This window comes from Streptomyces sp. NPDC021093 (assembly GCF_044333135.1).
In the GTDB taxonomy this organism is placed as follows: domain Bacteria; phylum Actinomycetota; class Actinomycetes; order Streptomycetales; family Streptomycetaceae; genus Streptomyces.
Map to the genome: position 1 here is coordinate 115895 of NZ_JBIRQJ010000017.1, position 26828 is coordinate 142722.

Consider the following 26828-nt stretch of genomic DNA (forward strand, 5'->3'; position numbering starts at 1 on the left):
GGGGCACCTGACGCACCTCTTGAGGCGTCGGTGCCCCCACCTATGCCGGGGTTCTCGTCGGCACCCTTGGGTGCGGCACCTCGACGGCTGTGACGTCCCACGCGGCGGATCAGCTCCTAGTTTCTGTCTTGGGCGTTTCTGTCTGTACGAGCCCCAGGAACGCCTCGGCGACCGCCTCGGGGTACTCCATCATCGCCACATGCCCGGCATCCGGAAGAGCCAGGAGCCGGGAATCGCGGAACGCCGCCATGGCCCTGCGCGCCATGCGGAAGGACACCAGCTGGTCCCGCCCGCCGTACACCAGCAGCGTCGGCGCGAGCACCCGCTCCGCCTGCCGCCACAGTCCGTGCTGGCCACCCAGGGTGTACGCGTCGACGAGGCCCCGTGCGGACCGGGTCATGGCGTCCCAGAAGTACGGCAGCCGGAGCCGCCGCTCCATCTCGTCGACGGCCGCCTGGAACCCCTCGGGCGTGACCCGCCCCGGATCGCCGTAACAGAGCCCCGTCACTCCGCGCGTGCGCTGCTCCGCCGTCCAGTCCCTGCTGAGCTTCGCGAACAGCCCGGCGACGCCCGGCACCGCGAGCAGCGCCGTCGGGATCGCCGTCTTCTGCACCCGGAGCTCTGGCAGCGCGGGTGACACCAGTGTCAGGCTCCGCACCAGGTCGGGGCGTACGGCCGCAACACGCGTAGACACGGCTCCGCCCAACGAGTTCCCGACGAGGTGGACCGGCCCGCGCCCGCTCGCGTCGAGGTAGCGGATCACCGCCCGCGCGTGCCCGGTGACCGAGTAGTTGCCGTCGTCGGGCGGCGGGGAGTCGCCGAAGCCCGGCAGGTCGAGGGCCTCGCTGTCGACGACGCCGTCGAGCAGCGGCATCAGCGCCGACCAGTTCTGCGAGGAACCGCCGAGCCCGTGCACGTACAGCGCGGGCGGCAGTCCGGTGCGCACCGGGGGCCTGGACCGTACGGTCAGCGTCAGACCCGGCAGGGCGACGGACCTGAGCTCCTCCCCCTCCGCGACCCTGACCGCGCTGACCAGCGGCAACGGCGCGGCCACGGCACTGGCCCCAGTGCTGGATCCCGTGCTGGATTCCGGCAGATCGGTCGAAGACATGGCGCCAATGTTACGAGACGATCACGCGGGGGCTCATGTGTTCGCGGTCACAGGCCGCATGGCGTGCGCCCCCTCGTGCTCCTACGCTCGAAGGAAGGCGGGCACGCGCACCTGACGACGTACGCGCCGGAAAGGCGGACCCCATGCCGACCGTTGACCCGAGCGACCCGGACACCTTCGAGACGGACGAGACCGAGGACCTCCCGGACGAGACCCCGGAAGCCGATGCGGCCGAACAGCACACGGACGTGACGCAGGACCGGGACTCCCCGCTGACCACCGTCGACACCGACTCGGCGAACGAGGCGGACGCCGCCGAGCAGTCCCGTGCGGTGCCCCTGGGCGAGGACGACTACCGCTGAGCGGGACGGTCCCCATCCGCTCACCGGACAGCCGGCCGCCGCTCACCGGACGACCGGCTTCCGCGCTCGGGGCAACCGTCAGCGGGCCCGATCGCTCTTCACTCGGTGTCCGCTCCGTGAAATTCTGCGTCCGCACCGCGCACAGCCGGGTTACTCAAAAGTACGATGGCCGCTGCGGCGCACATCACACGGAACAGCCGTGCGGTGATGAGGTCCGTGAACTTGAAAGACATGGGAGGCGGCGTGACAGCCACCGAGCAGACAGAGGCGGCACGCCCGCGGGGCACCCGCCTGCCACGCCGAGCCCGACGCAACCAACTTCTGGGCGCCGCCCAGGAGGTCTTCGTCGCACAGGGCTACCACGCGGCCGCGATGGACGACATCGCCGAACGCGCCGGAGTCAGCAAGCCGGTGCTCTACCAGCACTTCCCCGGCAAGCTCGACCTCTACCTGGCGCTCCTGGACCAGCACTGCGAGTCGCTGCTCCAGGCGGTCCGCACGGCACTGGCCTCGACCAGCGACAACAAGCTGCGCGTCGCCGCCACCATGGACGCCTACTTCGCCTACGTGCAGGACGAGGGCGGCGCGTTCCGCCTCGTCTTCGAGTCCGACCTGACGAACGAGCCCGCTGTGCGCGAGCGCGTGGACCGGGTCTCGCTGCAGTGCGCGGAGGCGATCAGCGAGGTCATCGCCGAGGACACCGGCCTGTCCAAGGACGAGTCGATGCTGCTGGCCGTGGGCCTGGGCGGCGTCTCCCAGGTGGTGGCCCGCTACTGGCTCTCCAGCGGCAGCACCATCCCCAGGGACCAGGCGGTCCAGCTCCTCACCTCGCTGGCCTGGCGCGGCATCGCCGGATTCCCGCTGCACGGCACGGAGCAGAATTGAGCAACCGCTCAAACACTGTGAGCAACTGCTCAAAACAGCGTGGAGCGACTGCTCAAACCCCACCGTGTTCGCTCCCGGCGTTCTCCGCGGGAGCCGATCACGTCCCCTCCCCGGGCTAGTGTGGCGGGACGTACGGCGCGGGGCGACCGCGCCGACCCAGATCGTCGGAGGGACATAGCCGTGGAGGTCAAGATCGGCGTGCAGTACGCACCCCGGGAGATCGTTCTGGAGAGCGGGCAGTCCGCCGAGGAGGTCGAGCGCGCCGTGGCCGACGCGCTGGCCGGCAAGGCACAGCTGCTCAGCCTGAACGACGACAAGGGCCGCAAGGTCCTCGTGCCTGCGGACCGGATCGCCTACGTGGAGATCGGCGAGCCGGCGCAGCGTCGAGTGGGCTTCGGCGCTCTCTAGTACGCGACAGCGCACGGACGAACGGCCCGGCGGGTTCTCCCGCCGGGCCGTTCGTCATTCGCGCGCCACCGGCCGTTCGCCTGCGCGCAGCGGACCGTTCGTACGACTGCACGACCGGGGAGGGTTGCATTCCGCAGACCCCGGGTAAGACGGGCTACGACCAATTTGCCCGCGTTGCAGTGCAGGAGGGAACCACGTTGATCTGGGAAGCTCTCGGCTCCGTCATCCTTGGCCTCACCCTCGCCCATGCGGCCGCTTCCCGGCTGCCCGACCGCCTGCCGTCCCGCCCGCTCGTCCTGACCACGGGCCTCCTCGGCGCCCTGTTCGGCGCCGTTCTGACCCATGCGGCCATCGGCCCCGGCCATGTGCTGCTGACGCTGCTCGGCGCGGCCGCGGTGGGCGCCGTCTCGCTCTCGCTGCTCCTGCGTCCCGCCGGCCGCATGCGCCGCAGGTCGGCCGCGGCGTAGCACTCCCCGCTGCGCCGCCGGCCGCGGCGGAGCCGGACCCGGCCGCCGCACGAGGTCCGGATCAGGCCGTCGTACGAGAGCCAGGCCGGGCAGTCGCACGGGAGCCGGACCCGGCAGCCGTACGAGACCCGGACCCGGCCGCCGTACAGCCGCGCGGGATCAGGCAGCCAGCCCCAGTGCGGCCATCCGCTTGGTGTGCGCCTCGGTGATGCGGGAGAACATCCGGCCGACCTCCGCGAGGTCGAAGCCGTCCGCCACACCGCCCACCAGCATCGTCGAGAGCGAGTCGCGCTCCGCGACCACGCGCTGCGCCTGCGACAGCGCCTCGCCCATCAGCCGCCGCGCCCACAGCGCGAGCCGGCCGCCGAGGCGCGGGTCGGCCTCGATGGCGGCGCGCACCTTCTCGACGGCGAAGTTGCCGTGCCCGGTGTCGTCGAGGACGGCGAGCACCAGCGAGCGGGTGTCGGTGTCCAGGCGGGCGGCGACCTCCCGGTAGAAGTCACTGGCGATCGAGTCGCCGACGTACGCCTTGACCAGGCCCTCCAGCCAGTCGGACGGGGCCGTCAGGCGGTGGAAGTCGTCGAGGGCCTTCGCGAAGGGCTCCATCGCGGCGGTCGGCTCGGCGTCGATCGCGGAGAGCCGGTCGCGCAGCCGCTCGAAGTGGTGGAACTCGGCGGAGGCCATCTTCGCCAGTTCCGCCTTGTCGCCCAGCGTCGGCGCCAGTTTGGCGTCCTCGGCGAGCCGCTCGAAGGCCGCCAGCTCGCCGTACGCGAGGGCGCCGAGGAGGTCCACGACGGCGGCGCGGTAGGTCGGCTCGACGGACGCGGTGGCCCAGTCCTGGGCGGCGATTCCGGTGGGTGCGTCGGGGGTATCGGCAGGGGTGTCAGATGTCTCCATAACGCGCACAATAGCCCGCCCGGGGGACCCGGTAAGGGCCTGGTCAGCGACCGCCCTCCGCACCGTCGCCACGACCGGAGCCTCCACCGCCGCCCCACCATTCCTACGAATTCACCCAACACACATGCGCGAATCCGGGGTACAGTGGTAATGCGCCTGCTGAGCATTCCCCGCGTACGCACTTATGTTCGCGCGCTCTTCAAGCAGGCCATCCGAATGAGGATGCCCGGTCGGTGGCCCGATCGGCTCCGACCCGACAGCCCTCCGGCGCGCGGTGCACAAGCACCACCGCAGACGAGGGAACCCTCAGCGGCACGAGCGCTAGAGCAATGGCAGTGGTCCCGCGCCACCCGGTCCTCCCAAGGCCGGATGAAACCCCAGGCACGGTACGACCCCCGTTGTTCGCCTCATGCCGCGTCTCACAGAAGAGGCAGCACCCTGACTACGTTCCGAGACCTCGGGATTCTTTCCGAGACGGCCGAAGCCCTTGAGGCAGTCGGCATCACGTCCCCCTTTCCCATCCAGGAGATGACGCTCCCCGTCGCGCTTTCGGGCAGCGACGTCATCGGCCAGGCCAAGACCGGTACGGGCAAGACCCTCGGTTTCGGCCTGCCGCTCCTTGAGCGCGTCACCGTTCCCGCGGACGTCGAGGCGGGCCGGGCCAAGCCCGAGAAGCTGACCGACGCCCCGCAGGCGCTCGTCGTCGTACCGACCCGCGAGCTGTGCCAGCAGGTCACCAACGACCTGCTGACCGCAGGCAAGGCGCGCAATGTGCGCGTCCTCGCGATCTACGGCGGCCGTGCGTACGAGCCGCAGGTCGAGGCCCTCAAGAAGGGCGTCGACATCATCGTCGGCACCCCGGGCCGACTGCTCGACCTGGCCGGACAGAAGAAGCTCGACCTGTCCCACATCCGCGCGCTCGTCCTCGACGAGGCCGACGAGATGCTGGACCTGGGCTTCCTGCCCGACGTCGAGCGCATCATGAACATGCTCCCGGCCAAGCGGCAGACCATGCTCTTCTCCGCGACGATGCCCGGTGCCGTCATCGGCCTGGCCCGTCGCTACATGTCGCAGCCCACGCACATCCGCGCCACCTCGCCCGACGACGAGGGCGCGACCGTGGCGAACATCGCGCAGCACGTCTTCCGCGCGCACAACATGGACAAGCCGGAGCTCGTCTCCCGCATCCTCCAGGCCGACGGCCGCGGACTCGCGATGATCTTCTGTCGTACGAAGCGGACCGCCGCCGACATCGCCGAGCAGCTGGAGAAGCGCGGCTTCGCGTCCGGCGCCGTGCACGGCGACCTCGGCCAGGGCGCCCGCGAGCAGGCGCTGCGCGCCTTCCGCAACGGCAAGGTCGACGTCCTCGTCTGCACCGACGTCGCCGCCCGCGGCATCGACGTCGAAGGCGTCACGCACGTCATCAACTACCAGACCCCCGAGGACGAGAAGACGTACCTGCACCGCGTCGGCCGCACCGGCCGCGCGGGTGCCAAGGGCATCGCCGTCACCCTCGTCGACTGGGACGACATCCCGCGCTGGAAGCTCATCAACAAGGCGCTGGACCTCCCCTTCGACGAGCCGGAGGAGACGTACTCCACGTCCCCCCACCTCTACGAGATCCTCTCCATCCCGGCCGGCACGAAGGGCATACTGCCCCGGGCCGACCGCACCCGCGCGGGTCTGCGCGCGGAAGAGGTCGAGGACCTGGGCGAGACGGGCGGCCGCGGCCGCAAGTCCGCGCCGGCCGCTGCGGCTGTGGTGGAGGAGCGCCCGGAGCGCACCCGCACCCCGCGCCAGCGGCGTCGTACGCGCGGCGGCTCGGACTTCGCCGACACGGCTGCGGCCGTGACGCCGACGGCCGAGGCTCCGGCGGCGGACGCACCCGTCTCCGACGTTCCTTCCTCCGTTCCTTCCTCCGACGGTACGGAGCCGCGCACGCCGCGTCGCCGCCGCCGGACGCGGGCCGCGGCACCGTCCGCTGCCGCGACCGCGGTGGTCGAGGCACCCGTGGCTCCTGTGGCGCCTGCTGCCGAGGAGGCTCCGGCGGCCACCAAGCCCCGGACCCGCACCCGGGCGGCGAAGGCTGCCGTGGTCACCGAGACCGCTGCGCCCGCCGAGGCTCCGGCACCCGCCAAGAAGGCCACCCGCAGCCGGACGCGGACCGCGGAGGCCACCGAGGCCTCCACTCCCGCGCGGGCGACCCGGGCGCGGGCCCCCCGTGCCAAGGCGCCCTCGCCGGTCGTCGAGGCGTCCGCCGAGGTCTTCGAGGCTCCGGTACGTCCGCGCCTGAAGCGTCCGGTACGGGCGAGGGTCTCGGCCGAGCCCGAGGTCGACTTCCAGATGGCCCCGATGCCGGAGCCGGAGCCGACCACGCCGCCGCGGCGCCGTGCACCGGCCCGTACGTCGAAGCCGAAGACCGCTTCGACGAAGGCTGCCTCGGCGAAGACGGCTTCCGCGGCGGCCGAGCCCGCTGCGGAGGGCGAGGCGAAGCCGCGTCGCCGTCGCGCGGTCCGCAAGCCGGCTTCCCAGCCGGAGAGCTGATCCGCTGCGCGCACTCGCTTGACCTGATGGCCCCGCTTCCTGGGAGGAGGCGGGGCCGTCGGTGTGTGCGGGGGAGCGGGGCGGTCGGGTGGGGGCGTGCCGCAGTGGGGGCCGCCCCCTTGCCCACCCGTCCCGCCCCCGGGGGGCGGCCCCGCTGCCCAAGGAGGCGGCGGCAACGCTCAAGGGGGCTAGGGAGTCGGCATTTAGGGGCGCGGGGAACTGCGCGACCAGCCACGACGCACCCGCACGAAGACCACCCCGCCGCCCCGCGCCAAGCAGCCGACGTCCGACGGCCGACGGTCGCCCGGCAACGACCCCCCGATAACCTCAACGTATGAGCAGGCCGTCGACCTTCACCCCGCCCCCCGGTGTCCGCGCCGTCCCCCTTCGTACCGAGCGCGGCACCTTCGCCGTGCTCGAAGCGGAGCCCGTCGGGCCGCCCCGCGGCACCGCGCTCCTCCTGCCCGGGTTCACCGGCAGCAAGGAGGACTTCATCGCGATGCTGGTGCCACTCGCCAGGGCCGGCTACCGCACCGTCGCCGTGGACGGCCGCGGGCAGTACGAGTCCAAAGGGCCGACGGACAGTCAGATTCCGTACGCACAGGGCGAGTTGGCGCGTGATGTCCTCGCGCAGGCCGCCGCTCTCGGCAGTGTGCCCGTGCATCTCCTCGGCCACTCCCTCGGCGGCCAGATCGCCCGCGCGGCCGTTCTCGTCGACCCCGCGCCCTTCCGTTCGCTGACCCTCATGTCGTCGGGCCCCGCCGAAGTGGACCCCGTCCAGCAGGAGAAGATCGCCCTTCTGACACAGGCCTTCGCCGTCATGCCGATGGGCGACGTCTGGGACGCGATGCAGGCCATGGAGACGCCCGCACCGGAGGACACCGCGACCGAGGCGCGCGACCCGCGGCTGGAGGCGGCTCTCCGGCACCGCTGGCTGCTGCACAGCCCCGCACAGCTCGCCGCGACCGGCCACCAGCTCACCACCGAGCCCGACCGTGTCCCCGAGCTGCGGGCGGCCGGTCTCCCCCTGCACGTCGTGTCGGGGACCGTCGACGACACCTGGCCCGTCCCGCTCGTCGACGACATGGCGGTCCGCCTCGGCGCCCACCGCACCGTGATCGAGGACGCGGGCCACTCCCCCAACACCGACCGCCCGGACGAGACCGCCCGGGCCCTGGCCGACTTCTGGGACCGGGTCCCCGCGTCCAGTACGGCGTAGTACCGCCAGTACCGCCAGTACCGCTAGTACTGCGCCTGGAGGTGCTGCCAGAATCCGTCCCGCAGCGACCGCCGCAGGTCCGAGTGGCCGCGCAACGACCGCTGGAGCATCCGCTCGGCCTCCACCAGCAGTTCCTGGTCGACCGGCCCCGGCAGGTAGGGCCGTCCCGGCAGCAGCTCGCCCAGCTGCTGCCGGCCCCGCTCCGCCAGCCACTTCGCCGCGATCTGCGCCCCCAGGAAGCGGACGTCCTCACGGGTCGGCGCCGGGCCGTTCTCCTGCTCGTACGTGGTGACCGGGCGGCGCGTGACGTACGGCTTGCAGAAGTCGAGGTCGAAGGTGCGCTGGCTGTCGACCTCCCAGAGCAGCGGTTCGGCCTGGTTGCGGCCGTCGCCCGCCTCGATGCCCCACAGGTGGACCCGCGCCCCGTACCCCTGTGCCGCCTCGACCGCCGAGACCAGGTCCTCGTCGCCGCCGACGAGCGCCGCGTCGCTGATGGCGCGGTGCCGGGCGAGTGACTCCAGGTCCGTACGGATCAGGGAGTCGACGCCCTTCTGCTGGTTGTTGGCGTTGAGGTTGCCGAGGCGGACCTTGACGTCCGGGAGTTCCGCGATGGACTGCTGCTCGGTGGTGTGGATGCGCCGCCTGGCGCCGTCGTACCAGTACACCCGCAGCAGTCGGCTGTCCGCGAAGATGATCCGCGCCTTGTCGATGAAGGCCTCGATCAGGCCCTCCGCGTCCAGGTCGAAGGAGCGCCGGTCCTCGGTGCCGGTGACCAGCAGGCCCGCCGCCGCGTACACATAGCCCGCGTCCACGAAGATCGCGTGGGTGGAGGGGGTCTTGGCGACCTCCGCGAGCATGCGGGTGAGGAGCTCGTTGGTGCGGTCCAGGCGGGCGGAGATCCTGGCGAGGTCAGTGGGGCCCGAAGGCTGTGCGTCGTCCATACACCGCCCATTCTCCGGGGCACCGTGGGCCCCGCACAAGCGGTGCTTCATCGATGGGTAGTTAGCCTCACGAAAATTTTCCTTAGTGTAGGGAATCTTTTCGGGAAGGGACTCGTTGTCACTCTGTGGAACGCACGGGCCACCTGGCCCACGCGCGCCCCACACATTCACCACAGTTCTCCAGCAGGAGGATCAGACGAAGGGAGAAGCGCATGCGCTTCGAAATCATGCGACTGGACGACGTCGACGGCACCGCCGTGGACAGCACCGTCGTGGACGCCGCCTCCGTCAACCGGATCGTGCAGCAGGCCGCCGCAATCGGCCAGCGCATCTACATCCGCCCGGCCGACACCTCGGCCTCGTAACACGTACGACGTATCGAGACGATTCGAGAAAGCGCCCCCGTGCAGTAGCTGCACGGGGGCGTTTTCCGTATCCGGGAGCCGTCCGGAGCGTCCGGTACCACGGAAATCCGTAGACGCGCAGCTCAGCTGCCCTGGACGACCTGGGTGACGCCGTTGATGATCTGCTGCACCGCGAGCGCGGAGAGCATCATGCCCGCGAGGCGGGTCACCAGCACCACACCGCCCTCCTTGATCACACGGATGATCACCAGCGAGAAGCGCATCGCCAGCCACAGCACCAGGTGCATGGCGATGATGGCCGCCCACACGGAGATCTGGCCGGTGACGGTGTTGTTGTGCTGCACGGCGAGGATGACCGAGACGATCGCGCCGGGCCCGGCGAGCAGCGGCATGCCCAGCGGTACGAGGGCGACGTTGACGTCCTTGGTCTGGGTCGGCTCCTCGTTCTTACCGGTCAGCAGGTCGAGCGCGATGAGCAGCAGGAGCAGACCGCCCGCGATCATCAGCGCGGGGGTGGTGATGTGCAGATAGTCGAGGATCTGCTGGCCGATGACGCCGAAGACGGCGATGACGCCGAAGGCGACGGCGACGGCCTGCCAGGCCATCCGGCGCTGCACCTTGGCGGGCCGGCCGGAGGTCAGACCGAGGAAGATCGGGGTGATCCCAGGGGGGTCCATAATCACGAAAAGCGTGAGAAAGAGGGATCCGAAGACGGCAAAGTCGAGCACAGTGAGGCCTTGCAGGAGAGGGCCGTGCCGACGGCGCGGGGGCGCACGGGCACAGCTCGTTGCGGAACATGAGGGGTTTTTGGTTCGTACGGCACCGGAGAGCCCGCCGCCGTGAGGCGCGCCTGTGAAACCTGCGGACAGGTCCTACGCGCGCGGGCGTCCACCCGCACCGGGCACCGGGAAGGCGCCGGTCGCACGGCGGGTGATCTCGCCGTAGACCTCGGGGTGGGTGGTGTAGTCCCCGAGCCGGACGGTCTTGCGGCTGCCGTGGTAGTCGCTGGAGCCGGTGACCAGGAGGTCGTGCTCGGCGGCGAAGGCACGCAGCCGGGCGCGGTCGTCCTCGTCGTGGTCCATGTGGTCGACCTCGATGCCGTCGAGACCGGCGGCCGCCAGCTCGGCTATCGAGGTCAGCGGCACGGTGTCGCCGCGCTTGGCGGCGCCGGGGTGCGCGAAGACGGTGACGCCGCCGGCCGCCTTGACGAGGCGGATCGCGGTGAAGGGGTCCAGCTCGTGCTTGTCGACGTACGCCCGGCCGTCGTTGGCCAGCCATTCGGAGGTGAAGGCGGCGGAGACGTCCGCGACGACGCCCAGCTCGACGAGGGCCTCGGCGATGTGCGGGCGGCCGATGGACGCGTCGCCCGCGATGGCGGCGACCCTGGCCCACTCGATCTCCACGCCGAGCTCCTGGAGCTTGGCCACCATGCCCTGCGCGCGCGGCACCCGGTCGTCGCGGACGAGCTCGCGCTCGCGGGCGAACTCGGGCTCCTCGGGGTCGAAGAGGTACGCCAGCATGTGCATGCCCGTGCCGTCGAGACGGCAGGACAGCTCGGCGCCGGTGACGAGGGTCAGCCCCTCGGGGAGCGCGGCGGCCGCCTCGGCGTGGCCGCGCACCGAGTCGTGGTCGGTGAGGGCGACGACGTCGAGCCCTGCGGCACGCGCGTTGCGGACCAGTTCTGCGGGGGTGTCCGTGCCGTCGGAGGCCGTGGAGTGGGTGTGCAGGTCGATGCGCACGACGCTTACTCCAGGGGCAGGACGGACAGAGGGGACGTTCAAGGGTAACTGGGATTCGAACATGCCCAGGTCAAGCGTCCCCCTCGCCGGTCAGGACAGGATGCGCGGCGACAGCGCCCCGCAGGGCAGCAGCTCCACTTCGGCCCCGGCGTCCCGCAGGTCGGTCAGGACGAGTTCGTCGTACATCAGCAGTCCGGACTGCTCGGGCCAGACGATCGCCCACAGCCAGATCCCGCGCGCCTCTCCCGCGAAGACCGCGCGGTCCGTCGGCGTACCGGAGACGTGCCACATCGGGGTGGGGCGGCCGGCCGCGAGGACCTTGGTCTGCGGGGGCTTCTCCATGGAGATGTGCGCGCCGGGGTCGGGGCCGTCGATGCCCGCGTACCTCGCACCGAGTCCGACGCCCAACTCCTCGGCCACCAGCAGGAGTTCACCGAATCCGCCGAGCGGTCCAGGACCCGAGCAGGCGACGGCGGTGGCGCGGCCCCCGGTGCGGTCGTCGCCCGCGTACGCGATCCCGCTGAACAGCCAGCCGACCGGCAGCGGCCACGGCATCCAGACGGGGACGTGCGCGCGGTTCACCGCGACGGCCAGGGCTTCGACACTGGGCGGCAGCACCGGCTGGAGCGGATGCACCGCTCCGTGCACGGGGCAGTTCCAGGTATCGGCGAAAAGACCGGGCGCCCTGACCCGGCCTCCGCACTTCGGGCAACTGGGTTCGCCCCTCATAGCGCCCAACAGTCCTCCCCGGTCGACGCCGCGTCAAGGACGATCACCCGTCCGGCGCGCGCCGCTTTCCGACGCTCCTCGAACTCTCCCCAACCCTCCCACCGGCCAAAACTAGATGTAGTTTGCATTCATTAGGGACTCTAACTTATTGTTTGTATATCGCAACGATCTAGCGGAGAGCGAGAGAAGCCATGCAGCACGGTGCGGACAGGGGAGAAGATCCCTTCGACGAGGGCGCGGGCGACGGCGCGGGCAGCCTCCTGCGCCAGCCGAAGGCCGTCTGGGCCACGGCCGGTGCGTCCGTCGTCGCCTTCATGGGCATCGGGCTCGTTGACCCGATCCTGCCGTCCATAGCCAAGGGCCTGAGCGCCACCCCGAGCCAGGTCTCGCTCCTGTTCACCTCGTACTTCCTGATCACCGCCGTCGCCATGCTCGTCACCGGATTCGTCTCCAGCCGCATCGGCGGCAAGAAGACGCTGCTGCTCGGGCTCGCGCTGGTCGTGGTCTTCGCCGCGCTGTCCGGCACGTCCGGATCGGTCGGCGAGCTGGTCGGCTTCCGGGCCGGCTGGGGGCTCGGCAACGCGCTGTTCGTCTCGACGGCGCTCGCCGTGATCGTCGGGGCCGCGGCCGGCGGCAGCGCCGCGGCGATCCTGCTGTACGAGTCGGCGCTCGGTCTCGGCATGGCGTGCGGCCCGCTGCTCGGCGCGGCACTCGGCAACGCGAGCTGGCGCTACCCCTTCTTCGGCACCGCGGCCCTGATGGCCATCGGCTTCCTCTGCATCACGGCGTTCCTGAAGGAACAGCCCAGGCCCGCGCGGAAGACCTCGCTGCTCGCCCCGCTCAAGGCGCTCGGCCACGGCGGTCTCGCCTCCGTCGCCGCCTCGGCCTTCTTCTACAACTACGCGTTCTTCACGATCCTGGCCTTCACGCCCTTCGTACTGAACATGACGCCGTACAGGTCGGGTGCGGTCTTCTTCGCCTGGGGCCTGCTGCTGGCGGTCTTCTCGGTCCTCGTGGCCCCGCGGATGCAGCGGCGATTCGGCTCGCTGAAGGTGCTCGGCGGCTCGCTGGTCCTGCTCGCCGCCGACCTGATCATCCTGGGCTACGGCAACCACACCACCGCCGTCGTCGCCACGATCGTCTCCGGCGCCTTCATCGGCGTGAACAACACCGTCTACACGGAGCTGGCGCTCGGCGTGTCCGACGCTCCCCGGCCGGTGGCCAGCGCGGGCTACAACTTCGTCCGCTGGTTCGCCGCGGCCGCCGCCCCGTTCCTCGCCCCGAAGATCGAGGAGTGGAGCAGCATCCACATCCCGTTCGTGGTCGCCGCGGTCACCGCGGTGCTCGGCGCACTGGTCGTCCTGGTCCGCCGCGGGGCCCTCGCCCACGAGGCGGCGGAACTCCGGCCGGCGCACGCCACGGAGGACGGCGTGACGGTCTTCGCCAACGGCTGACCCCGCGCGGCTGAACCCCGCACAGCTGCCCGTACGACTCGTCCCGTACGACCGGCCCTGGGCGACTCGTCCCGTACAAGGGTCGAATTTGAGTCCGTTTCCCGGGCCGGAAGCCACAGTTCCGGCCCGGCTGCTCAGTCCAGCGGTACGCCCGCGCGCAGCGGGTCGCGCAGGTCCGTCCCGTGCGAGAGCCAGCGCTCCTGGAGTTCCTGGGCGCCCTTCACCCGCTTCCACGCCGCCTCGTTCGCGGTCATCGGGAGCAGCGGCAGGAAGCGCACCGGGTCCATCGGGGCGTCCAGCTCCAGGTCCTCGACGAGCCCGCCCGCCTCCGCCACCAGTACGGAGCTGAAGGGCGCGCCGGGCCACAGCGGTTCGCCCACCTCCAGCGAGGCGCCCGGTGCCACGATCAACCCCTCCACCTGCGGGGAAGCCGCCAGCGCCGCGAGCGGGCGGAGCACCTTGTCGGTGTCCGCGAGGCCGGCCCGTACGGACAGGACCAGTTCGGCGCGCGGGCCCGCAACCGGGTCGGCGAGGGTCCCGGTGGGGTCGGTCATCGGGGCCGCGGACATGCCGAGGGTGGCGTAGCGGACGATGTCGCCGTCCAGGAACCGCAGGATTTCGATCCGGTCCGTACCGAGGAACGTGACGGCGGCGCGCGCGTCCGGTTCGCCCAGAGTCGTCCGCAGTCGGGCTTCTACCAGCGCAAGTACATCTCCCATGGTCCGCGAGCATAGGCGGCGTATGGAACGGGCAAAGGCGCGCCTCGGCGGGGCTTGACACCGGGGGTGGCTGGTAACCTGGGCCGCTGGTCGGGGCGATCCGTAACAACGCTTCAGCGTTGGCGTTCGAGTCCCGATGACACGTCGTCCCCCACGGGGGACCGGCCGGAGGAGGTGGGGCTGCGGTGGATCGAAGTCGACCCGTCAGTACCAACCGCTCTTCCGTACCACCTCTGTCCCACGCGGTCTGAGGCTTCGTACCCGGCCCTCCGAGCTCCGAAACACCCCGGTTCTCAGGGCATTTCGCACGATGGGCACGACGGAAGAGCACTTCACCCTTACCTGATTTGCCTGATCCGTGTCTGAGCGAACGCCGTCACCGCGTCCTCGCGGTGCCGCCCGCTTTGCCGACGTGCACGCCTGAGCCACAACGCCGTGGCGCCGCACGTCTCCATTCCGGGCAGTGCCACGCGCCCCGCCGACGGCTTCTCCGTGAAGGAGCCCGCCATGTCGATGATTCGTGACCTGCGCGCAGTCGTACGCCCGTCCCTGCGCGGCAAGAACAGCCCCACCGTCTACACCAACTACGACGCCACCCGCGACCACTCCGTCTCCAGCGCGGTCGTCGACTGCGCGGTCTACCGCGACGGCCGCCGCATGAAGGAGTGCGCCACCCCGCACGAGGCCATGGTCCGCGTGCGGGAGTCCGGCGGCTTCGCCTGGATCGGCCTGCACGAGCCGACCGAGGCCGAATTCGCCGGTATCGCGGCCGAGTTCGGGCTGCACCCGCTCGCCGTCGAGGACGCGGTGCACGCACACCAGCGGCCGAAGCTGGAGCGCTACGACGACACCCTCTTCACCGTCTTCAAGACGATCCACTACGTGGAGCACGCCGAACTGACCGCGACCAGCGAGGTCGTGGAGACCGGCGAGGTCATGTGCTTCACCGGCCGGGACTTCGTGATCACCGTCCGGCACGGCGGCCAGGGCTCGCTGCGGGCGCTGCGCCACCGCCTCCAGGACGACCCCGAGCTCCTCGCCAAGGGCCCGTCCGCCGTCCTGCACTCCATCGCGGACCATGTCGTCGACGGCTACATCGCGGTCGCGTCCGCCGTCCAGGACGACATCGACGAGGTGGAGATCGATGTGTTCTCGGCCCCCACGAAGGGCAGCCCGCGGGGTGTCGACGCGGGCCGGATCTACCAGCTCAAGCGCGAGGTCCTGGAGTTCAAGCGCGCGGTGGCCCCCCTCCTGCGCCCCATGCAGCAGCTCAGCGAGCGGCCGATGCGGCTGATCGACCCGGACATCCAGAAGTACTTCCGGGACGTCGCGGACCACCTGGCCCGCGTGCACGAGGAGGTCGTCGGCTTCGACGAGCTCCTCAACTCGATCCTCCAGGCGAACCTGGCGCAGGCGACGGTCGCCCAGAACGAGGACATGCGCAAGATCACCTCGTGGGCCGCGATCGTCGCCGTACCGACGATGATCTGCGGCGTCTACGGCATGAACTTCGACTACATGCCGGAACTGCACTGGAAGTACGGGTACGGAATCGTGCTCGGCGGCATCGCGGTGGTCTGCCTCACCATCCACCGGCTGCTGAAGCGGAACGGCTGGCTGTAGGACCGTCGGAGGCGCCGGTCCCCTACCCTTGCCCCATGTCGCAGACCCCGCCCCTCGACTCGTCCGTCGACTCCTCCGTCGACTCGTTCCTCGACCGGGCCCTCGTCGAGGAGGCCACCAAGAAGTCGGGCCTCATCTGGGTGCAGGGCGCCGGCCCCGCCCGCGCCCTCTGGCACGTCTGGCTCGACGGCGCCGCGCACCTCGTCGGCGACGGCCCGGGCGAGCAGCCGTTCCCCGGCCTCGCCGACGGCTCCACCGCCCGGGTGTCCGTACGCAGCAAGGACAAGGGCGGTCTGCTCGTCGCCTGGACCGCCGTCGTACGGGAGCTGACCGCCGGGACCGAGGAGTGGGACGCCGCCGTCGCCGAGCTCAAGGGCAAGCGGCTGAACGCGCCCGACGCGGAGCAGATGACCGACCGCTGGGCCCGCGAGTGCCGCGTACTACGCCTGACTCCGCAGGGCGGCATCGGCGCGCTCCCCGAGGACTCCCTCGCCGCGCAGCCACTGCCGACGTGGGCGACCACCCGGCAGCCGGTCCCGGCCGGGCTCCCGAAACTGCTCCTCAAGCGCAGGGGCAGGCAGCAGCGCTAGCCGCTCGTCGCTAGTCGCTCGTCCTGGGCAGCTTCCGCCCGTAGTCCACCGTCAGGTCCTTCGGCGGCGGGGTCAGGGCGAAGTCCTTGTCCCAGTCGGCCAGTTGGACGACGCCCGCGCCGCCCGCGCGGGCCAGCCGCAGCGGGTAGGGCTTCTTCTCCAGGGAGACGTCGAGGGCGCCGCCCTGCCCGTCCTCGCCGCCGACCACCTTGATGGTGCGCATGCCCGCGATCGTCTCGCGGTCGCCCTTGCCGAGGGTGCCGTTGAGGCCGAGGAGACCGTCGAGGAGGACGTCCTTGTCCGTGAAGCCGCGGAACTGGTCGTACGCGGGGTCGCCCTTGGGCACCTTGACGTACTTGTCCTCCAGCTTGTCGGCGGCGGCCTCGTCCTCCTTCTTGAAGTCGGCGCCCGGCTTGGTGGCGTCGTGCCGCCAGAAGTCCGCGCCCGCCTTCATGAAGAGCTCGTCCGCGATGCGCAGCAGCTCGAAGGTGGAGTCCTTGGTGGTGACGGAGCCCGCGCCGCCGTCCTTCTTGAGGCGCATGTTCAGCTTGTACGTACCGCCCCTGCTGACGAAGGTGCCGGTGAGGCGTACCGCTGCGGCGGCCTTCGCGGTCGTGCGCGCCTTGCCCTCGATCTCGGCCGCGGACAGCTTGCCGACCCCGTTCGTCCCCTCGTCCGGGTCCTCGCCGCACCCCGCGAGACCGGCCGCGAGACCGGCGCACACCGCACCGGCGAGTACGGCCCTGCGTGCTCGGGCGGCCGGGGGGAATACGGTCACGGTCGGCACTGCCTCTCCTGCGGGGGTCCGGGGTGTCCGGTCGGCAGAGGGCAGCGTACCCGGGTCGCCTACGCGAGAAGACAGAGAGCCGTACGGACGGACCGGCGGAGCGTCGTTGATCTCCACGGGCTAGCCTGAAGCCGGTATCCGGCCTATTTGCAGACAAACTCGTCCCACGGGTCCGCACCGCACGCACACCACGAGAAGGAGGCAGCCGGGATGGCAGCAGGGGCGCCTCGCGTCTTCGTCTCGCACCTGGCGGGCGTGCCCGTCTTCGACCCGAACGGGGACCAGGTCGGGCGGGTCCGCGACCTCGTCGCCATGATGCGGGTCGGCGGCAGGCCCCCGCGGCTGCTCGGCCTGGTCGTCGAGGTGGTCAGCAGACGGCGGATCTTCCTGCCGATGACCCGGGTGACGGGCGTGGAGTCCGGCCAGGTCATCACCACCGGCGTCGTGAACATGCGCCGCTTCGAGCAGCGCCCCACCGAGCGGCTGGTGCTCGGCGAGCTGCTCGACCGGCGGGTGCGGCTGGTGGACGGCGACGAGGAGGTCACCGTCCTCGACGTGGCCATCGCGCAGCTCCCGGCCCGCCGCGACTGGGAGATCGACAAGGTCTTCGTACGGAAGGGGAAGGCCGGGGCGCTGCGCCGGAAGGGGGAGACCCTGACCGTCGAGTGGTCGGCCGTCACCGGGTTCTCGCTGGAGGAGCACGGGCAGGGCGCGGAGAACCTGATCGCCGCGTACGAGCGGCTGCGGCCCACCGACCTCGCCAACGCCCTGCACCACCTGACCCCCAAGCGCCGCGCCGAGGTGGCCAGCGCCCTCGACGACGACCGCCTCGCGGACGTGCTCGAAGAGCTTCCCGAGGACGACTCGATCGAGATCCTCGGCAAGCTCAAGGAGGAGCGGGCCGCCGACGTCCTGGAGGCGATGGACCCGGACGACGCCGCCGACCTGCTGTCCGAGCTGCCGGAGGAGGACAAGGAGCGGCTGCTGACGCTGATGCGTCCGGACGACGCCGCGGACGTACGGCGGCTCCTGTCGTACGAGGAGCGGACGGCCGGCGGTCTGATGACGACCGAGCCGATCGTGCTGCGGCCGGACGCGACGGTCGCGGACGCGCTCGCCCGGGTGCGGCAGCAGGACCTCTCCCCCGCGCTGGCCGCGCAGGTGTACGTGTGCCGGCCGCCGGACGAGACGCCGACGGGCAAGTACCTGGGTACGGTGCACTTCCAGCGGCTGCTGCGGGAACCGCCGGGGACCCTGGTCAGCTCGGTCGTGGAGTCCGATCTGCCGCCGCTGTCGCCGGACACCCCACTGCCCGCCGTGACCAGCTATCTCGCCGCGTACAACATGGTCGCGGCACCCGTCGTGGACGAGGGCGGGGCGCTGCTCGGTGCCGTGACCGTCGACGACGTACTGGACCACCTGCTGCCGGACGACTGGCGGGAGACCGAATTCAATCCGGGGGGTGTCATCGGTGGCCACTGAGCGGGGTGGTGAGGGCAAGGAGCGCACGCGGTCCACCGGCGGCGCGAGTGCGGTGCCGCGCGCCTCACGGGTGCGTCTGGATCAGCCGAAGGCGCCGCGCCAGCGCCTGCTGCCCGAATGGGATCCGGAGGCCTTCGGGCGGTTCTCGGAGAAGATCGCCCGGTTCCTGGGCACGGGGCGGTTCATCGTCTGGATGACCGCGGTGATCATCCTCTGGGTGCTGTGGAACGTCTTCGCGCCCAAGACGCTGCGCTTCGACGAATTCCCCTTCATCTTCCTGACCTTGGCGCTCTCGCTGCAGGCCTCGTACGCCGCCCCGCTGATCCTGCTCGCGCAGAACCGGCAGGACGACCGGGACCGGGTCACCCACGAGCAGGACCGCAAGCAGAACGAGCGCTCCATCGCCGACACCGAATACCTCACACGGGAGATCGCGGCGCTGCGGATGGGCCTCGGCGAGGTCGCCACCCGCGACTGGATCCGCTCCGAACTCCAGGACCTGGTCAAGGAGTTGGAGGACCGGCGGACCGTATTCCCGCCGGAGCCCCCGAACGGGAGTGACGAAGCCGACCGTTGACGGCCCTTCCCGGTCGCCCGCCGTGCCGCCGTAGTATCGGAAGCATGGCTACGGAAGACGCGGTGCGCGAAGCACTGGCGACGGTGAACGACCCCGAGATCCACCGACCGATCACAGAGCTCGGCATGGTCAAATCGGTCGAGATCGGGGCGGACGGCGCGGTCGCGGTCGCGGTCTATCTGACCGTCTCCGGCTGCCCGATGCGGGAAACGATCACCAACAACGTGCGCGAGGCCGTCGAGCGCGTCGAGGGCGTCACCGGCGTCACCGTCGAGCTCGACGTGATGAGCGACGAACAGCGCAAGGAGCTCGCGGGCGCCCTGCGCGGCGGCACCGCCGAGCGCGAGGTCCCCTTCGCCCAGCCGGGGTCCCTGACCAGGGTGTACGCGGTGGCCTCCGGCAAGGGCGGCGTCGGCAAGTCCTCGGTGACGGTCAACCTGGCCGCGGCGATGGCGGCGGACGGCCTGAAGGTCGGCGTCGTCGACGCGGACATCTACGGCCACAGCGTGCCCCGCATGCTGGGCGTGGCGGGCAAGCCCACCCAGGTCGAGAACATGATCATGCCGCCGTCGGCGAACGGCGTGAAGGTCATCTCGATCGGGATGTTCACCCCGGGCAACGCCCCCGTCGTCTGGCGCGGGCCGATGCTGCACCGCGCCCTCCAGCAGTTCCTCGCGGACGTGTACTGGGGCGACCTTGACGTCCTCCTCCTCGACCTGCCGCCGGGCACGGGCGACATCGCGATCTCGGTCGCGCAGCTGGTTCCGAACGCCGAGATCCTCGTCGTCACCACCCCGCAGCAGGCCGCGGCCGAGGTCGCCGAGCGGGCCGGCTCCATCGCCGTGCAGACCCACCAGAAGATCGTCGGCGTCGTCGAGAACATGTCGGGCATGCCGTGCCCGCACTGCGACGAGATCGTCGACGTCTTCGGTACGGGCGGCGGCGAGCGCGTCGCGGAGGGGCTGACCAAGACCACCGGCGCGACGGTGCCGGTGCTCGGCTCCATCCCGATCGACGTACGGCTGCGGGAGGGCGGCGACGACGGCCGTCCCGTCGTGCTGACCGACCCCGAGTCCCCCGCCGGGTCCGCGCTGCGGGCGATCGCCGGGAAGCTGGGCGGACGGGCGCGCGGTCTCTCCGGGATGTCGCTGGGGATCACGCCGCGCAACAAGTTCTGACGCAACACGTTCCGAGGCGCGGTACGTGCGTGAACGGGTAAGGGGCGGCCTCCAGGAGGCCGCCCCTTACCCGTGCGCCTTGCTCACGCGTCGTACGTGGTGACGTCCTTCACCACGGAGAAGCCCAGGCCGTACGCGCTCATGCCGCGTCCGTACGCCCCCAGGTGAACGCCCGCCGTGGTGGACCCGGCGAGCACCCAGCCGTACTCGGACTCGCGGTAGTGGAACGGCGTCGGCACCCCGTCGACCGGCAGCGAGAGCGCCGACCAGTCGGCGCCCTCCAGGTCGTCGGCCAGCTCGAAGGACACCTCGGTCTGCTGGTCCAGCCAGTTGTCCCGCATCGAGTGGTCGAGCTGCGCGGGCCAGGTCTGCGACAGCAGCCCGGAGCCCGCCAGCCAGGCCGCGGAGGACACCGAGGTGGCCTCCAGCGTGCCCGTGCCGTCACCGCTGCGGCGCACCGGGGACGCGGCGACGGTCACGACGACCGCGAAGCGCTCCTTGTCGGCGCTGTCGTCGGCGGCGGCCCGTATCGTCGGCTCGTCGCCGTGGCCCATCGCGCCGTGCTGCACGGTGCCGTCGGCCGCCGTGCCGACCTGCATCAGCCAGCGCGGTCCGGTGAAGGCCTCGTCCAGTCCGTACCAGGGGAACGGGGCGCGCAGATAGCCGTCGACCGTACGCCGGGCTGCCGGCACCCCTTCCGCGGTGGACCCACCGGGCGCACCGGAATTCCCTTGCGCCCCTACCCGACTCGTCGTCTCCATCTGCCCGGCCGCCTCCTCGATCGTCAGCGTCCGGTGCGGCCCGCCCCCCTCGGGCGTCCTGCGTGCCGGACAGATGGAGGATAGCCAACGCCTCCGCCGGCCCCTGGGCGGCCGGGCCGCCCGGTGGCGTGATCGGAGCGGTGGTGCCGGCGGTCAGGTCGCGTCGGGGTCGAACGCCGGCCGCTCCTCCTTGCGGAGGTTCGCCGGTGCCGCAGCGGGCGCGTCGTCCTTGGTGAGATTCGCGCGCGTCCCGGTGCCGGTGGGCTCCGGAGTGTCCGAAGGGGTACGGGACGCGGGCCTGGCCCGGCCGTTCACCACGTCCGTGACCTCGTTGAGCTCGCCCCGAAGGTCGAAGCTCTCCCGGATCTCCTTGAGCCCGAGGTCGTCCCCGCCGTGCTCCGCCAGCTGCTTGCGGACGAAGTTCTTCGGGTTGAGGTCCTCGAACTCGAAGTCCTTGAACTCCGGGCCCAGCTCACTGCGGATGTCGCTCTTCGCACTGTCCGAGAACTCACGGACCTTGCGGATGAAGCGCGTGGCGTCCTGGATCAGCTTCGGCAGCTTGTCCGGGCCGAAGATGAGCACGGCGAGAACCGCGAGCGTCAGCAGCTCAAGTCCGCCTATGTCAGTGAACACCTTGCAGCTCCTTGGATTCTCCGGGCTCGTTCCACGGTACCCGCCCCAGCTGTCCGGACGGTACCTTCAGGTGACACCCAGCTGCCGTCCGTGCGGCCGTCAGCGGTCGCCCCGGTGGCGCAGGGCGTCCCGGTCCGGATCCCTGCCCGGATCCCGGTCCGGATCCCGGTCCGGATCCCGGTCCGGATCCCGGTCCGCTCAGGAGTCCCCGGCCGTACCCAGTCTGAGGGTCACCTTCTGCTCCTTGCCGCCGCGCCGCAGGGTCAGCTCCAGCAGCTCACCGGGGCGGCGCGAGCGGATCTTGACGATCAGCTCCTCGCCGCTGTGCACCCGCTCGCCGTCGATCCTGGTGATGACGTCGCCCGCCTTGAGGCCGGCCTTGGCGCCGGGGCCGCCGGGGGTGACCGACGGGGCGCCGTCCGCACCCTTGGTGCCGACCTGCGCACCGTCACCCGTGAACTTCATGTCGAGCGAGACGCCGATCACCGGGTGGGTGGCCTTCCCGGTGTTGATCAGCTCCTCGGCGACGCGCTTGGCCTGGTTGATGGGGATCGCGAAGCCGAGGCCGATGCTGCCGCCCTGGCCGCCGTCGAGCCCGGAGCCGCTGTCGGGGCCGCGGATGGCGCTGTTGATGCCGATGACGCGGGCCTGCTGGTCGACCAGCGGGCCGCCGGAGTTGCCCGGGTTGATCGGGGCGTCGGTCTGCAGCGCGTCGACGTAACTGATGTCGCTGCCGTCGCCCTTCTCGCCGCCCGCCGTGATGGGCCGCTGCTTGGCGCTGATGATGCCGGCGGTCACGGTGTTCTGGAGGTCGAAGGGGGCGCCGATCGCGACCACCGGGTCGCCGACCCGGACGTTGTCGGAGTTGCCGAGCGGCAGCGGCTTCATGCCGGAGACGCCGACGACCTTCACGACGGCGAGGTCGTACCCGCTGTCCTTGCCGACGAGCGTGGCCCTGGCCGTCTCGCCGCTGCTGAAGGTGAGGGAGATGGTCCCGGAGGTGCCAGCCGGTTCCACCACGTGGTTGTTGGTGAGGATGTGGCCCTTGTTGTCGAGGACGAACCCGGTGCCGGTGCCCTTGGCACTGCTGCCGCTGACGTGGAAGGTGACGACGCTGGGCAGGGCGCTGGCGGCGATGCCCGCGACGGTGTCGGGGGCGCGGTCCAGAGGGGCCTTGTCGGCCTGCGGGAGCCGGACGGAGCCGCCGGTGATCCCGTTGTTCCGCTCGATGTACGCACCGACACCGCCGCCGACTCCCCCGGCCAGCAGGGCGATCACCAGCGCGCCGACGAACATGCCGCCGCGCCGCCGCTTCTTCGGCGGCGCCGCGTCCGCGTACACCAGCGGCTGCTGCGGGGCCGCACTCCAGGGGTCGTACTGCAACCACTGCGAGGGCGGGTACTGCTGCTGCCCCTGCCCCTGCGGAGGGGGCTGCTGCGGCTGCCCCTGCGGAGGGTGCGGCAGGGGCTGCGCCGGGGGCGGGGGCTGGTGGTGCGGCTGGGCCGGTGGCTGCAGCTGCTGCGGCTGGGCCGGTGGCTGCGGTGCGCCGAACTGCGGTGGTACGTGGGTGCCGTGGGCCGGTGTCGGCATCTGCACCGGCGGCGCGGGCGCCCACGGCCCCGGCCCGCCGTAGGGCGGTGTGCCGTACGGGTCAGGGTCGTGCAGGGGCTTCGGACGCCCTTGGCCGGGTGCGTCGGCGGACGGACCTGGCATCTCCGGACGAGGGCCCGGCGTCTCGGCAGGAGGGCCCGACGGTTCAGCGCCCTGCGCCGTCCCCGGCACCGCATCGTGCGGTTCGGCCGACGCCGGTGCCGACGTCACTGCCGGGGCGTCCGCGGGCTCGGCCGGGGCCGGGTCCGCTGCGGCACCCGGCCTCCCCGTCGCAGGACGGCTCCACCACTTCGCCCGCGGTCCGGCGGGCTTGCCCTCGTCCATGCTCTCCCCGCAACTGCCCTTGGCCCGTACCGAGATCCGTACAGAAACCCGCACGAAGATCCGTACTGCGACCCGATTCCGCGCCCACTGGCGGGCACCCCTTCCCTGGATTCAACCAGGTTTGCGATTGCTCGCGCAGAGTGCGGGTCAGCGGGCCCGGGAAACCGAGAGTTCGGGCGTGGACGGTGCGGCCAGATGGCCGGACGCCGACGGCTTCGACGTGGGCGGTGCGGTCGGCGGTGCGGTCGGCGCCGGGGCTATCAGCGGGGACGCGACCGAACTGTCCAGCAGGGACGCGGGGAAGACCCGTGTGCCGTCCTGCCGCCCGTGCCCCGGGCCCAGGATCCGGCCCCAGTCGTACCTGTGCCCCTGCCGCGGGCCCTGCCCTTGCCCCTGTCCCTGCCCCTGACCTTGGCGCTGGGCGAGTGCGAGCGAATACTCCGTCAGCCCCGAGCTGTACGGGACGGGCGGTGCGGCGGCCGTGCCCGCGCGGCCGGTGGTGACGGAGAGCCGGGTCGTACCTCCGCCCGTGGCGGTCGTGCCCGCGCCGACGCTGGTGGCGCCGCCCTGGCGGCGGCTGCTGTCCGTGCCGCCCGCCGGGGTCGCGGCCCTGGTCGGGAAGGACCCGCCCGCCCGCTCTCCCCTGGCGGTGGGGTTGTTCGTCGTCTCCGCGGGAAGGGCGCCGCCGAGGGCGATCGCGGCCAGCGAGACGGCGCTCGCCGCGGCGAAGGCGAACCTGCGCGGCCTGCGCCCGCCCGAGCGCTCGGCCTCCGCACGGCCGACCTCATGGATCCGGAAGCCCCGGTCGCGGGAGGCGCCGGGGAGCACGCCCGGGTGGGCTCCGCCCGGCTCGTACCCGATCCGGCCGCCGAACCTCAGGTCGTCGCCGTCCTTGAAGACCCCGAAGGAGCCCTCCCCGAATCTTCTGCGGCCCGGTGACTCGCCGTCACCCGGTCCGTCCTCGTCGGCACTGCCCCCCGGCAGGCCCTGGAGGCGCGCCAGGAACCCCTCGGAGGGGCCGGGGGGTGCGGAGTGTGCGAAGACGTCCTTGAGCCTGCGCTGGGCATCGGCCTCGGCCTTGCACTTGGCGCAGGTAGCCAAATGGGCCAGGACACGCTCGCGCGAGTCGTGGCCCAGTTCACCGTCCACCAGGGCGGCGAGCCGGTCCCCGAGGTGCTGTTCCGCCGGGGTGGGTCGTGATCCGCTCACCCGATTCCGCCCTCTCCGGCCGCCAACGGAACGATCGGCACGCCCGCACCCACCGAGGCCATCGCGCGCTGCTCGGCGCGGGCCTGGGGGGAGCGGTGCTTGAGCGCCTTGCGCAGGTGCGAACGGCCGCGGTGGATGCGGCTGCGCACGGTCCCGAGCTTGACGCCGAGCGTGGCGGCGATCTCCTCGTACGAAAGGCCCTCGATGTCGCACAGCACGACGGCGGCACGGAACTCGGGCGCGAGGGTGTCCAGCGCCTGCTGCACGTCCGCGTCGAAGTGGGTGTCCTGGAACGCCTGCTGGGGCGACGGGTCGCGGCTGGGCAGCCGCTCGGCCGCGTCGTCGCCGAGCGAGTCGAAACGGATGCGCTGCTTGCGGCGCACCATGTCCAGGAAGAGGTTGGTCGTGATCCGGTGCAGCCAGCCCTCGAAGGTGCCGGGCGTGTACGTCGACAGCGAGCGGAAGACCCGGACGAAGACTTCCTGGGTCAGGTCCTCCGCGTCGTGCTGGTTGCCCGTCAGGCGGTACGCCAGGCGGTAGACGCGGGTGCTGTGCGTGCTGACGATCTCCTCCCAGGTGGGAGGCGTCCACGTCTCCTCCGCGTCCGAGAAGTCGGCGAAGGTCGCCGTGGCGGCGGAAGAAGTGGAGGTCGAACGGTCAGCGGTGTCGGTCACGGATTTCGGCTCGCCCGCAGACCTGAGAAAGCGCCGGAGCACTCCTCCCCGATCACCGGCCGCAGCCGCACCTCCCCTGTCGGCTCTGGTGGTGTCCAGTGGAGCCCCTACCATAACCACCTCGCCCGTTAGCTCCGGATAAGAGTCTTTGCGTGAATTTTGGGCCCGTTGCCGGCCCCGGTCCCCGTGATCCATCGGTCCCCCCTGTCCCTTCACAACGACCGGTCCCATCTGCGAGTTCCCGACGTCAGCGGATACAGTCACCGTTGCGCCAACTACGGGGACAGGAGAGGGTCATTACCGCCAACCGGCAGACGAGCTGGGCGTTCGCCGACGCCTACGTCGCCGAGGACGACACTCTGCACTGGGCCCGTGACCGGGCCCGGGACGCGGGCGTGCCCTCGGTGTCCCCGGGCACCGGCGCCGCGCTGCGGCTGCTGGCCGGGACGGCGGACGCCAAAGCCGTCGCCGAAATCGGTACGGGCACGGGTGTGTCCGGCATCTACCTGCTGCACGGCATGCGGCCCGACGGCGTGCTGACCACCGTCGACCTGGAGCCCGAGCGGCAGACCTTCGCCCGCCAGGCGTTCCGCTCGGCGGGCTTCGCCGGGAACCGGGCCCGCTTCATCCCCGGCCGCGCCCTGGACGTGCTCCCCCGCCTCGCGGACGGCGGCTACGACCTCGTCTTCTGCGACGGCGACCGACTGGAGTCCCTGGACTACCTCGCTGAATCGTTGCGTCTGCTGCGCCCCGGCGGCCTGGTCTGCTTCGAGGGAGTCTTCGCGGACGGCCGCACCGTCGACTCCGCCGCCCAGCCCGCCGAGGTGCTGCGGCTGCGCGAACTGCTGCGCACGGTACGGGAGTCGACCGAGCTGGTCTCCTCACTGCTACCCGTGGGCGACGGACTGCTGTGCGCGGTGCGGCGGGGCTGAGGCCTCCGGCGGACGGAGTCCGACGCAGCCGCTCGACGCCTGTTCGGCCCCCCGGGGCCGAACAGCGCGAGAGCGGCACGAAGAAGGAGTCGGACTGCTGTGCGCGGTGCGGCGGGGCTGAGCAGCGTCCGGCCGCGTAGGTACCCGGAGTGCCGGCCTCGTGCGTACCCGGAGCGTCCGGCCTCGTACGTACTCGGAGTGCCCGGCCTCGTGCGTACCCGGAGTGCTCGGTCTCGTACGTAAACGAGGGGCCCGGCCTCGTACGTGTGGAAAATGCCCGGCGTCGTGTGCGTGCACGAGCAGAGAAACACCACTGCCCCGGTTCACGCTCGCGCGTGGCCGGGGCAGTGGAGAGATAAGAGCGCTTTCCGCCTTCAGGCGTTAGCCGACGACCTTCTTCAGGGCGTCGCCGAGTGCATCGGCCTCGTCCGGAGTCAGCTCGACGACAAGTCGACCGCCGCCTTCGAGCGGAACGCGCATGACGATGCCCCGCCCCTCCTTGGTCACCTCGAGCGGGCCGTCGCCCGTCCGCGGCTTCATGGCCGCCATGCTCGTTCCCCTTCCTGAAACCAGCTCACGCAGCCGACAACCCAGGTGTCACCGGCAT

Annotated in this window: 28 protein-coding genes; 14 read left to right on the top strand and 14 right to left on the bottom strand. The window is 71.4% G+C overall.

Annotation, left to right across the window (positions count from 1 at the left end; all coding sequences use genetic code 11):
* Positions 1–109 precede the first annotated feature (109 nt).
* Positions 110–1111 (bottom strand): alpha/beta fold hydrolase, encoded by a 1002-nt coding sequence (locus ACH4SP_RS39095; protein WP_398422633.1) that lies wholly within the window; start codon positions 1109–1111, stop codon positions 110–112.
* A 143-nt stretch (positions 1112–1254) separates the two neighbouring features.
* Between ACH4SP_RS39095 and ACH4SP_RS39100 the strand changes: the two genes are divergently transcribed.
* The 4 genes from ACH4SP_RS39100 (at position 1255) to ACH4SP_RS39115 (ending at position 3233) form a co-directional block, all read left to right on the top strand.
* On the top strand, positions 1255–1473 hold the full coding sequence (locus tag ACH4SP_RS39100; protein ID WP_398422635.1) for a hypothetical protein: 219 nt from the start codon (positions 1255–1257) through the stop codon (positions 1471–1473).
* Between the two features lie 243 nt (positions 1474–1716).
* On the top strand, positions 1717–2358 hold the full coding sequence (locus tag ACH4SP_RS39105) for a TetR/AcrR family transcriptional regulator (protein WP_398422638.1): 642 nt from the start codon (positions 1717–1719) through the stop codon (positions 2356–2358).
* A 180-nt stretch (positions 2359–2538) separates the two neighbouring features.
* The gene (locus ACH4SP_RS39110) at positions 2539–2766 is read left to right on the top strand and encodes a DUF3107 domain-containing protein (RefSeq protein ID WP_398422640.1); all 228 of its coding nucleotides are present in this window, start codon (positions 2539–2541) and stop codon (positions 2764–2766) included.
* Between the two features lie 197 nt (positions 2767–2963).
* Positions 2964–3233, top strand: coding sequence for a hypothetical protein (locus ACH4SP_RS39115; RefSeq protein WP_398422642.1), 270 nt, complete (start codon positions 2964–2966; stop codon positions 3231–3233).
* Positions 3234–3392: 159 nt separating this feature from the next.
* Here ACH4SP_RS39115 and ACH4SP_RS39120 read toward each other — a convergent pair whose 3' ends face one another.
* The gene (locus ACH4SP_RS39120) at positions 3393–4130 is read right to left on the bottom strand and encodes a ferritin-like fold-containing protein (protein ID WP_398422644.1); all 738 of its coding nucleotides are present in this window, start codon (positions 4128–4130) and stop codon (positions 3393–3395) included.
* Between the two features lie 369 nt (positions 4131–4499).
* Here ACH4SP_RS39120 and ACH4SP_RS39125 point away from each other — a divergent pair, with 369 nt between their 5' ends.
* Together ACH4SP_RS39125 and ACH4SP_RS39130 are read left to right on the top strand one after the other, a co-directional pair.
* Complete coding sequence (locus ACH4SP_RS39125; RefSeq protein WP_398422646.1) at positions 4500–6674, top strand: DEAD/DEAH box helicase; 2175 nt, start codon at positions 4500–4502, stop codon at positions 6672–6674.
* 334 nt (positions 6675–7008) lie between these two features.
* A complete protein-coding gene (locus ACH4SP_RS39130) occupies positions 7009–7893 on the top strand; it encodes an alpha/beta fold hydrolase (protein ID WP_398422648.1) in 885 nt (294 codons plus the stop codon).
* Positions 7894–7916: 23 nt separating this feature from the next.
* On the opposite strand, the gene ACH4SP_RS39135 is transcribed toward ACH4SP_RS39130, so the two are convergent.
* Positions 7917–8834 (bottom strand): NYN domain-containing protein, encoded by a 918-nt coding sequence (locus ACH4SP_RS39135; RefSeq protein WP_398422650.1) that lies wholly within the window; start codon positions 8832–8834, stop codon positions 7917–7919.
* Positions 8835–9046: 212 nt separating this feature from the next.
* Between ACH4SP_RS39135 and ACH4SP_RS39140 the strand changes: the two genes are divergently transcribed.
* Positions 9047–9199: a hypothetical protein gene (locus tag ACH4SP_RS39140; RefSeq protein WP_167359504.1), complete on the top strand. Its 153-nt coding sequence runs from the start codon at positions 9047–9049 to the stop codon at positions 9197–9199.
* Between the two features lie 122 nt (positions 9200–9321).
* On the opposite strand, the gene ACH4SP_RS39145 is transcribed toward ACH4SP_RS39140, so the two are convergent.
* From ACH4SP_RS39145 to ACH4SP_RS39155, 3 genes are all read right to left on the bottom strand, one after another.
* Positions 9322–9927, bottom strand: a complete 606-nt coding sequence (locus tag ACH4SP_RS39145; protein ID WP_398422653.1) for a MarC family protein — start codon at positions 9925–9927, stop codon at positions 9322–9324.
* Positions 9928–10071: 144 nt separating this feature from the next.
* The gene (locus ACH4SP_RS39150) at positions 10072–10938 is read right to left on the bottom strand and encodes a PHP domain-containing protein (RefSeq protein WP_398422655.1); all 867 of its coding nucleotides are present in this window, start codon (positions 10936–10938) and stop codon (positions 10072–10074) included.
* Between the two features lie 90 nt (positions 10939–11028).
* A complete protein-coding gene (locus ACH4SP_RS39155) occupies positions 11029–11667 on the bottom strand; it encodes a DUF6758 family protein (RefSeq protein WP_398422657.1) in 639 nt (212 codons plus the stop codon).
* Positions 11668–11858: 191 nt separating this feature from the next.
* On the opposite strand from ACH4SP_RS39155, the gene ACH4SP_RS39160 reads away from it, so the two are divergent.
* Complete coding sequence (locus ACH4SP_RS39160) at positions 11859–13121, top strand: MFS transporter (protein ID WP_398422659.1); 1263 nt, start codon at positions 11859–11861, stop codon at positions 13119–13121.
* 134 nt (positions 13122–13255) lie between these two features.
* Here the strand turns inward: ACH4SP_RS39160 and ACH4SP_RS39165 are convergent, their stop codons facing one another.
* The gene (locus ACH4SP_RS39165) at positions 13256–13840 is read right to left on the bottom strand and encodes a suppressor of fused domain protein (RefSeq protein WP_398422661.1); all 585 of its coding nucleotides are present in this window, start codon (positions 13838–13840) and stop codon (positions 13256–13258) included.
* 507 nt (positions 13841–14347) lie between these two features.
* Here ACH4SP_RS39165 and ACH4SP_RS39170 point away from each other — a divergent pair.
* Both ACH4SP_RS39170 and ACH4SP_RS39175 read left to right on the top strand, forming a co-directional pair.
* Entirely contained in the window at positions 14348–15463 is a 1116-nt protein-coding gene (locus ACH4SP_RS39170) for a magnesium and cobalt transport protein CorA (RefSeq protein ID WP_398422663.1), read from the top strand.
* 35 nt (positions 15464–15498) lie between these two features.
* Positions 15499–16053, top strand: coding sequence for a hypothetical protein (locus ACH4SP_RS39175; RefSeq protein ID WP_398422665.1), 555 nt, complete (start codon positions 15499–15501; stop codon positions 16051–16053).
* Positions 16054–16063: 10 nt separating this feature from the next.
* Here ACH4SP_RS39175 and ACH4SP_RS39180 read toward each other — a convergent pair whose 3' ends face one another.
* Complete coding sequence (locus ACH4SP_RS39180) at positions 16064–16831, bottom strand: hypothetical protein (RefSeq protein ID WP_398422667.1); 768 nt, start codon at positions 16829–16831, stop codon at positions 16064–16066.
* 219 nt (positions 16832–17050) lie between these two features.
* On the opposite strand from ACH4SP_RS39180, the gene ACH4SP_RS39185 reads away from it, so the two are divergent.
* The 3 genes from ACH4SP_RS39185 to ACH4SP_RS39195 are packed head-to-tail and all read left to right on the top strand — an operon-like array spanning position 17051 to position 20077.
* A complete protein-coding gene (locus ACH4SP_RS39185) occupies positions 17051–18322 on the top strand; it encodes a magnesium transporter MgtE N-terminal domain-containing protein (protein ID WP_398422669.1) in 1272 nt (423 codons plus the stop codon).
* Positions 18312–18899: a DUF1003 domain-containing protein gene (locus tag ACH4SP_RS39190; protein ID WP_398422671.1), complete on the top strand. Its 588-nt coding sequence runs from the start codon at positions 18312–18314 to the stop codon at positions 18897–18899. The genes ACH4SP_RS39185 and ACH4SP_RS39190 overlap by 11 nt, the downstream gene beginning before the upstream one ends.
* Positions 18900–18943: 44 nt before the next feature.
* A complete protein-coding gene (locus ACH4SP_RS39195; protein ID WP_398422673.1) occupies positions 18944–20077 on the top strand; it encodes an Mrp/NBP35 family ATP-binding protein in 1134 nt (377 codons plus the stop codon).
* Positions 20078–20160: 83 nt separating this feature from the next.
* On the opposite strand, the gene ACH4SP_RS39200 is transcribed toward ACH4SP_RS39195, so the two are convergent.
* The 5 genes from ACH4SP_RS39200 to sigE form a co-directional block, all read right to left on the bottom strand.
* Positions 20161–20838 carry a hypothetical protein gene (locus ACH4SP_RS39200; RefSeq protein WP_398422675.1) on the bottom strand — a complete coding sequence of 226 codons (678 nt, stop codon included), beginning with the start codon at positions 20836–20838 and terminating at the stop codon, positions 20161–20163.
* 153 nt (positions 20839–20991) lie between these two features.
* Complete coding sequence (locus tag ACH4SP_RS39205; protein WP_398422676.1) at positions 20992–21471, bottom strand: sec-independent translocase; 480 nt, start codon at positions 21469–21471, stop codon at positions 20992–20994.
* 198 nt (positions 21472–21669) lie between these two features.
* Entirely contained in the window at positions 21670–23406 is a 1737-nt protein-coding gene (locus ACH4SP_RS39210) for a S1C family serine protease (protein ID WP_398422841.1), read from the bottom strand.
* A gap of 147 nt (positions 23407–23553) precedes the next feature.
* Positions 23554–24615 (bottom strand): anti-sigma factor family protein, encoded by a 1062-nt coding sequence (locus ACH4SP_RS39215; RefSeq protein WP_398422678.1) that lies wholly within the window; start codon positions 24613–24615, stop codon positions 23554–23556.
* Positions 24612–25403 carry an RNA polymerase sigma factor SigE gene (gene sigE / locus ACH4SP_RS39220; protein ID WP_398422680.1) on the bottom strand — a complete coding sequence of 264 codons (792 nt, stop codon included), beginning with the start codon at positions 25401–25403 and terminating at the stop codon, positions 24612–24614. Before sigE ends, ACH4SP_RS39215 begins: the two co-directional genes overlap by 4 nt.
* A 152-nt stretch (positions 25404–25555) precedes the next feature.
* Between sigE and ACH4SP_RS39225 the strand changes: the two genes are divergently transcribed.
* Positions 25556–26221 (top strand): O-methyltransferase, encoded by a 666-nt coding sequence (locus ACH4SP_RS39225; RefSeq protein ID WP_398422682.1) that lies wholly within the window; start codon positions 25556–25558, stop codon positions 26219–26221.
* A gap of 381 nt (positions 26222–26602) precedes the next feature.
* On the opposite strand, the gene ACH4SP_RS39230 is transcribed toward ACH4SP_RS39225, so the two are convergent.
* Positions 26603–26770 carry a DUF3117 domain-containing protein gene (locus tag ACH4SP_RS39230; RefSeq protein ID WP_003966491.1) on the bottom strand — a complete coding sequence of 56 codons (168 nt, stop codon included), beginning with the start codon at positions 26768–26770 and terminating at the stop codon, positions 26603–26605.
* Positions 26771–26828 lie beyond the last annotated feature (58 nt).

Excerpts from the sequence above, each read along its gene's own strand:
- ACH4SP_RS39095 (WP_398422633.1), bottom strand. The coding sequence starts at position 1,111 with ATGTCTTCGACCGATCTGCCGGAATCCAGCACGGGATCCAGCACTGGG.
- ACH4SP_RS39100 (WP_398422635.1), top strand. The coding sequence starts at position 1,255 with ATGCCGACCGTTGACCCGAGCGACCCGGACACCTTCGAGACGGACGAG.
- ACH4SP_RS39120 (WP_398422644.1), bottom strand. The coding sequence starts at position 4,130 with ATGGAGACATCTGACACCCCTGCCGATACCCCCGACGCACCCACCGGA.
- ACH4SP_RS39125 (WP_398422646.1), top strand. The coding sequence starts at position 4,500 with ATGAAACCCCAGGCACGGTACGACCCCCGTTGTTCGCCTCATGCCGCG.
- ACH4SP_RS39130 (WP_398422648.1), top strand. The coding sequence starts at position 7,009 with ATGAGCAGGCCGTCGACCTTCACCCCGCCCCCCGGTGTCCGCGCCGTC.
- ACH4SP_RS39135 (WP_398422650.1), bottom strand. The coding sequence starts at position 8,834 with ATGGACGACGCACAGCCTTCGGGCCCCACTGACCTCGCCAGGATCTCC.
- ACH4SP_RS39140 (WP_167359504.1), top strand. The coding sequence starts at position 9,047 with ATGCGCTTCGAAATCATGCGACTGGACGACGTCGACGGCACCGCCGTG.
- ACH4SP_RS39155 (WP_398422657.1), bottom strand. The coding sequence starts at position 11,667 with ATGAGGGGCGAACCCAGTTGCCCGAAGTGCGGAGGCCGGGTCAGGGCG.
- ACH4SP_RS39160 (WP_398422659.1), top strand. The coding sequence starts at position 11,859 with ATGCAGCACGGTGCGGACAGGGGAGAAGATCCCTTCGACGAGGGCGCG.
- ACH4SP_RS39165 (WP_398422661.1), bottom strand. The coding sequence starts at position 13,840 with ATGGGAGATGTACTTGCGCTGGTAGAAGCCCGACTGCGGACGACTCTG.
- ACH4SP_RS39170 (WP_398422663.1), top strand. The coding sequence starts at position 14,348 with ATGTCGATGATTCGTGACCTGCGCGCAGTCGTACGCCCGTCCCTGCGC.
- ACH4SP_RS39175 (WP_398422665.1), top strand. The coding sequence starts at position 15,499 with ATGTCGCAGACCCCGCCCCTCGACTCGTCCGTCGACTCCTCCGTCGAC.
- ACH4SP_RS39185 (WP_398422669.1), top strand. The coding sequence starts at position 17,051 with ATGGCAGCAGGGGCGCCTCGCGTCTTCGTCTCGCACCTGGCGGGCGTG.
- ACH4SP_RS39195 (WP_398422673.1), top strand. The coding sequence starts at position 18,944 with ATGGCTACGGAAGACGCGGTGCGCGAAGCACTGGCGACGGTGAACGAC.
- ACH4SP_RS39200 (WP_398422675.1), bottom strand. The coding sequence starts at position 20,838 with ATGGAGACGACGAGTCGGGTAGGGGCGCAAGGGAATTCCGGTGCGCCC.
- ACH4SP_RS39210 (WP_398422841.1), bottom strand. The coding sequence starts at position 23,406 with ATGGACGAGGGCAAGCCCGCCGGACCGCGGGCGAAGTGGTGGAGCCGT.
- sigE (WP_398422680.1), bottom strand. The coding sequence starts at position 25,403 with ATGGTAGGGGCTCCACTGGACACCACCAGAGCCGACAGGGGAGGTGCG.
- ACH4SP_RS39230 (WP_003966491.1), bottom strand. The coding sequence starts at position 26,770 with ATGGCGGCCATGAAGCCGCGGACGGGCGACGGCCCGCTCGAGGTGACC.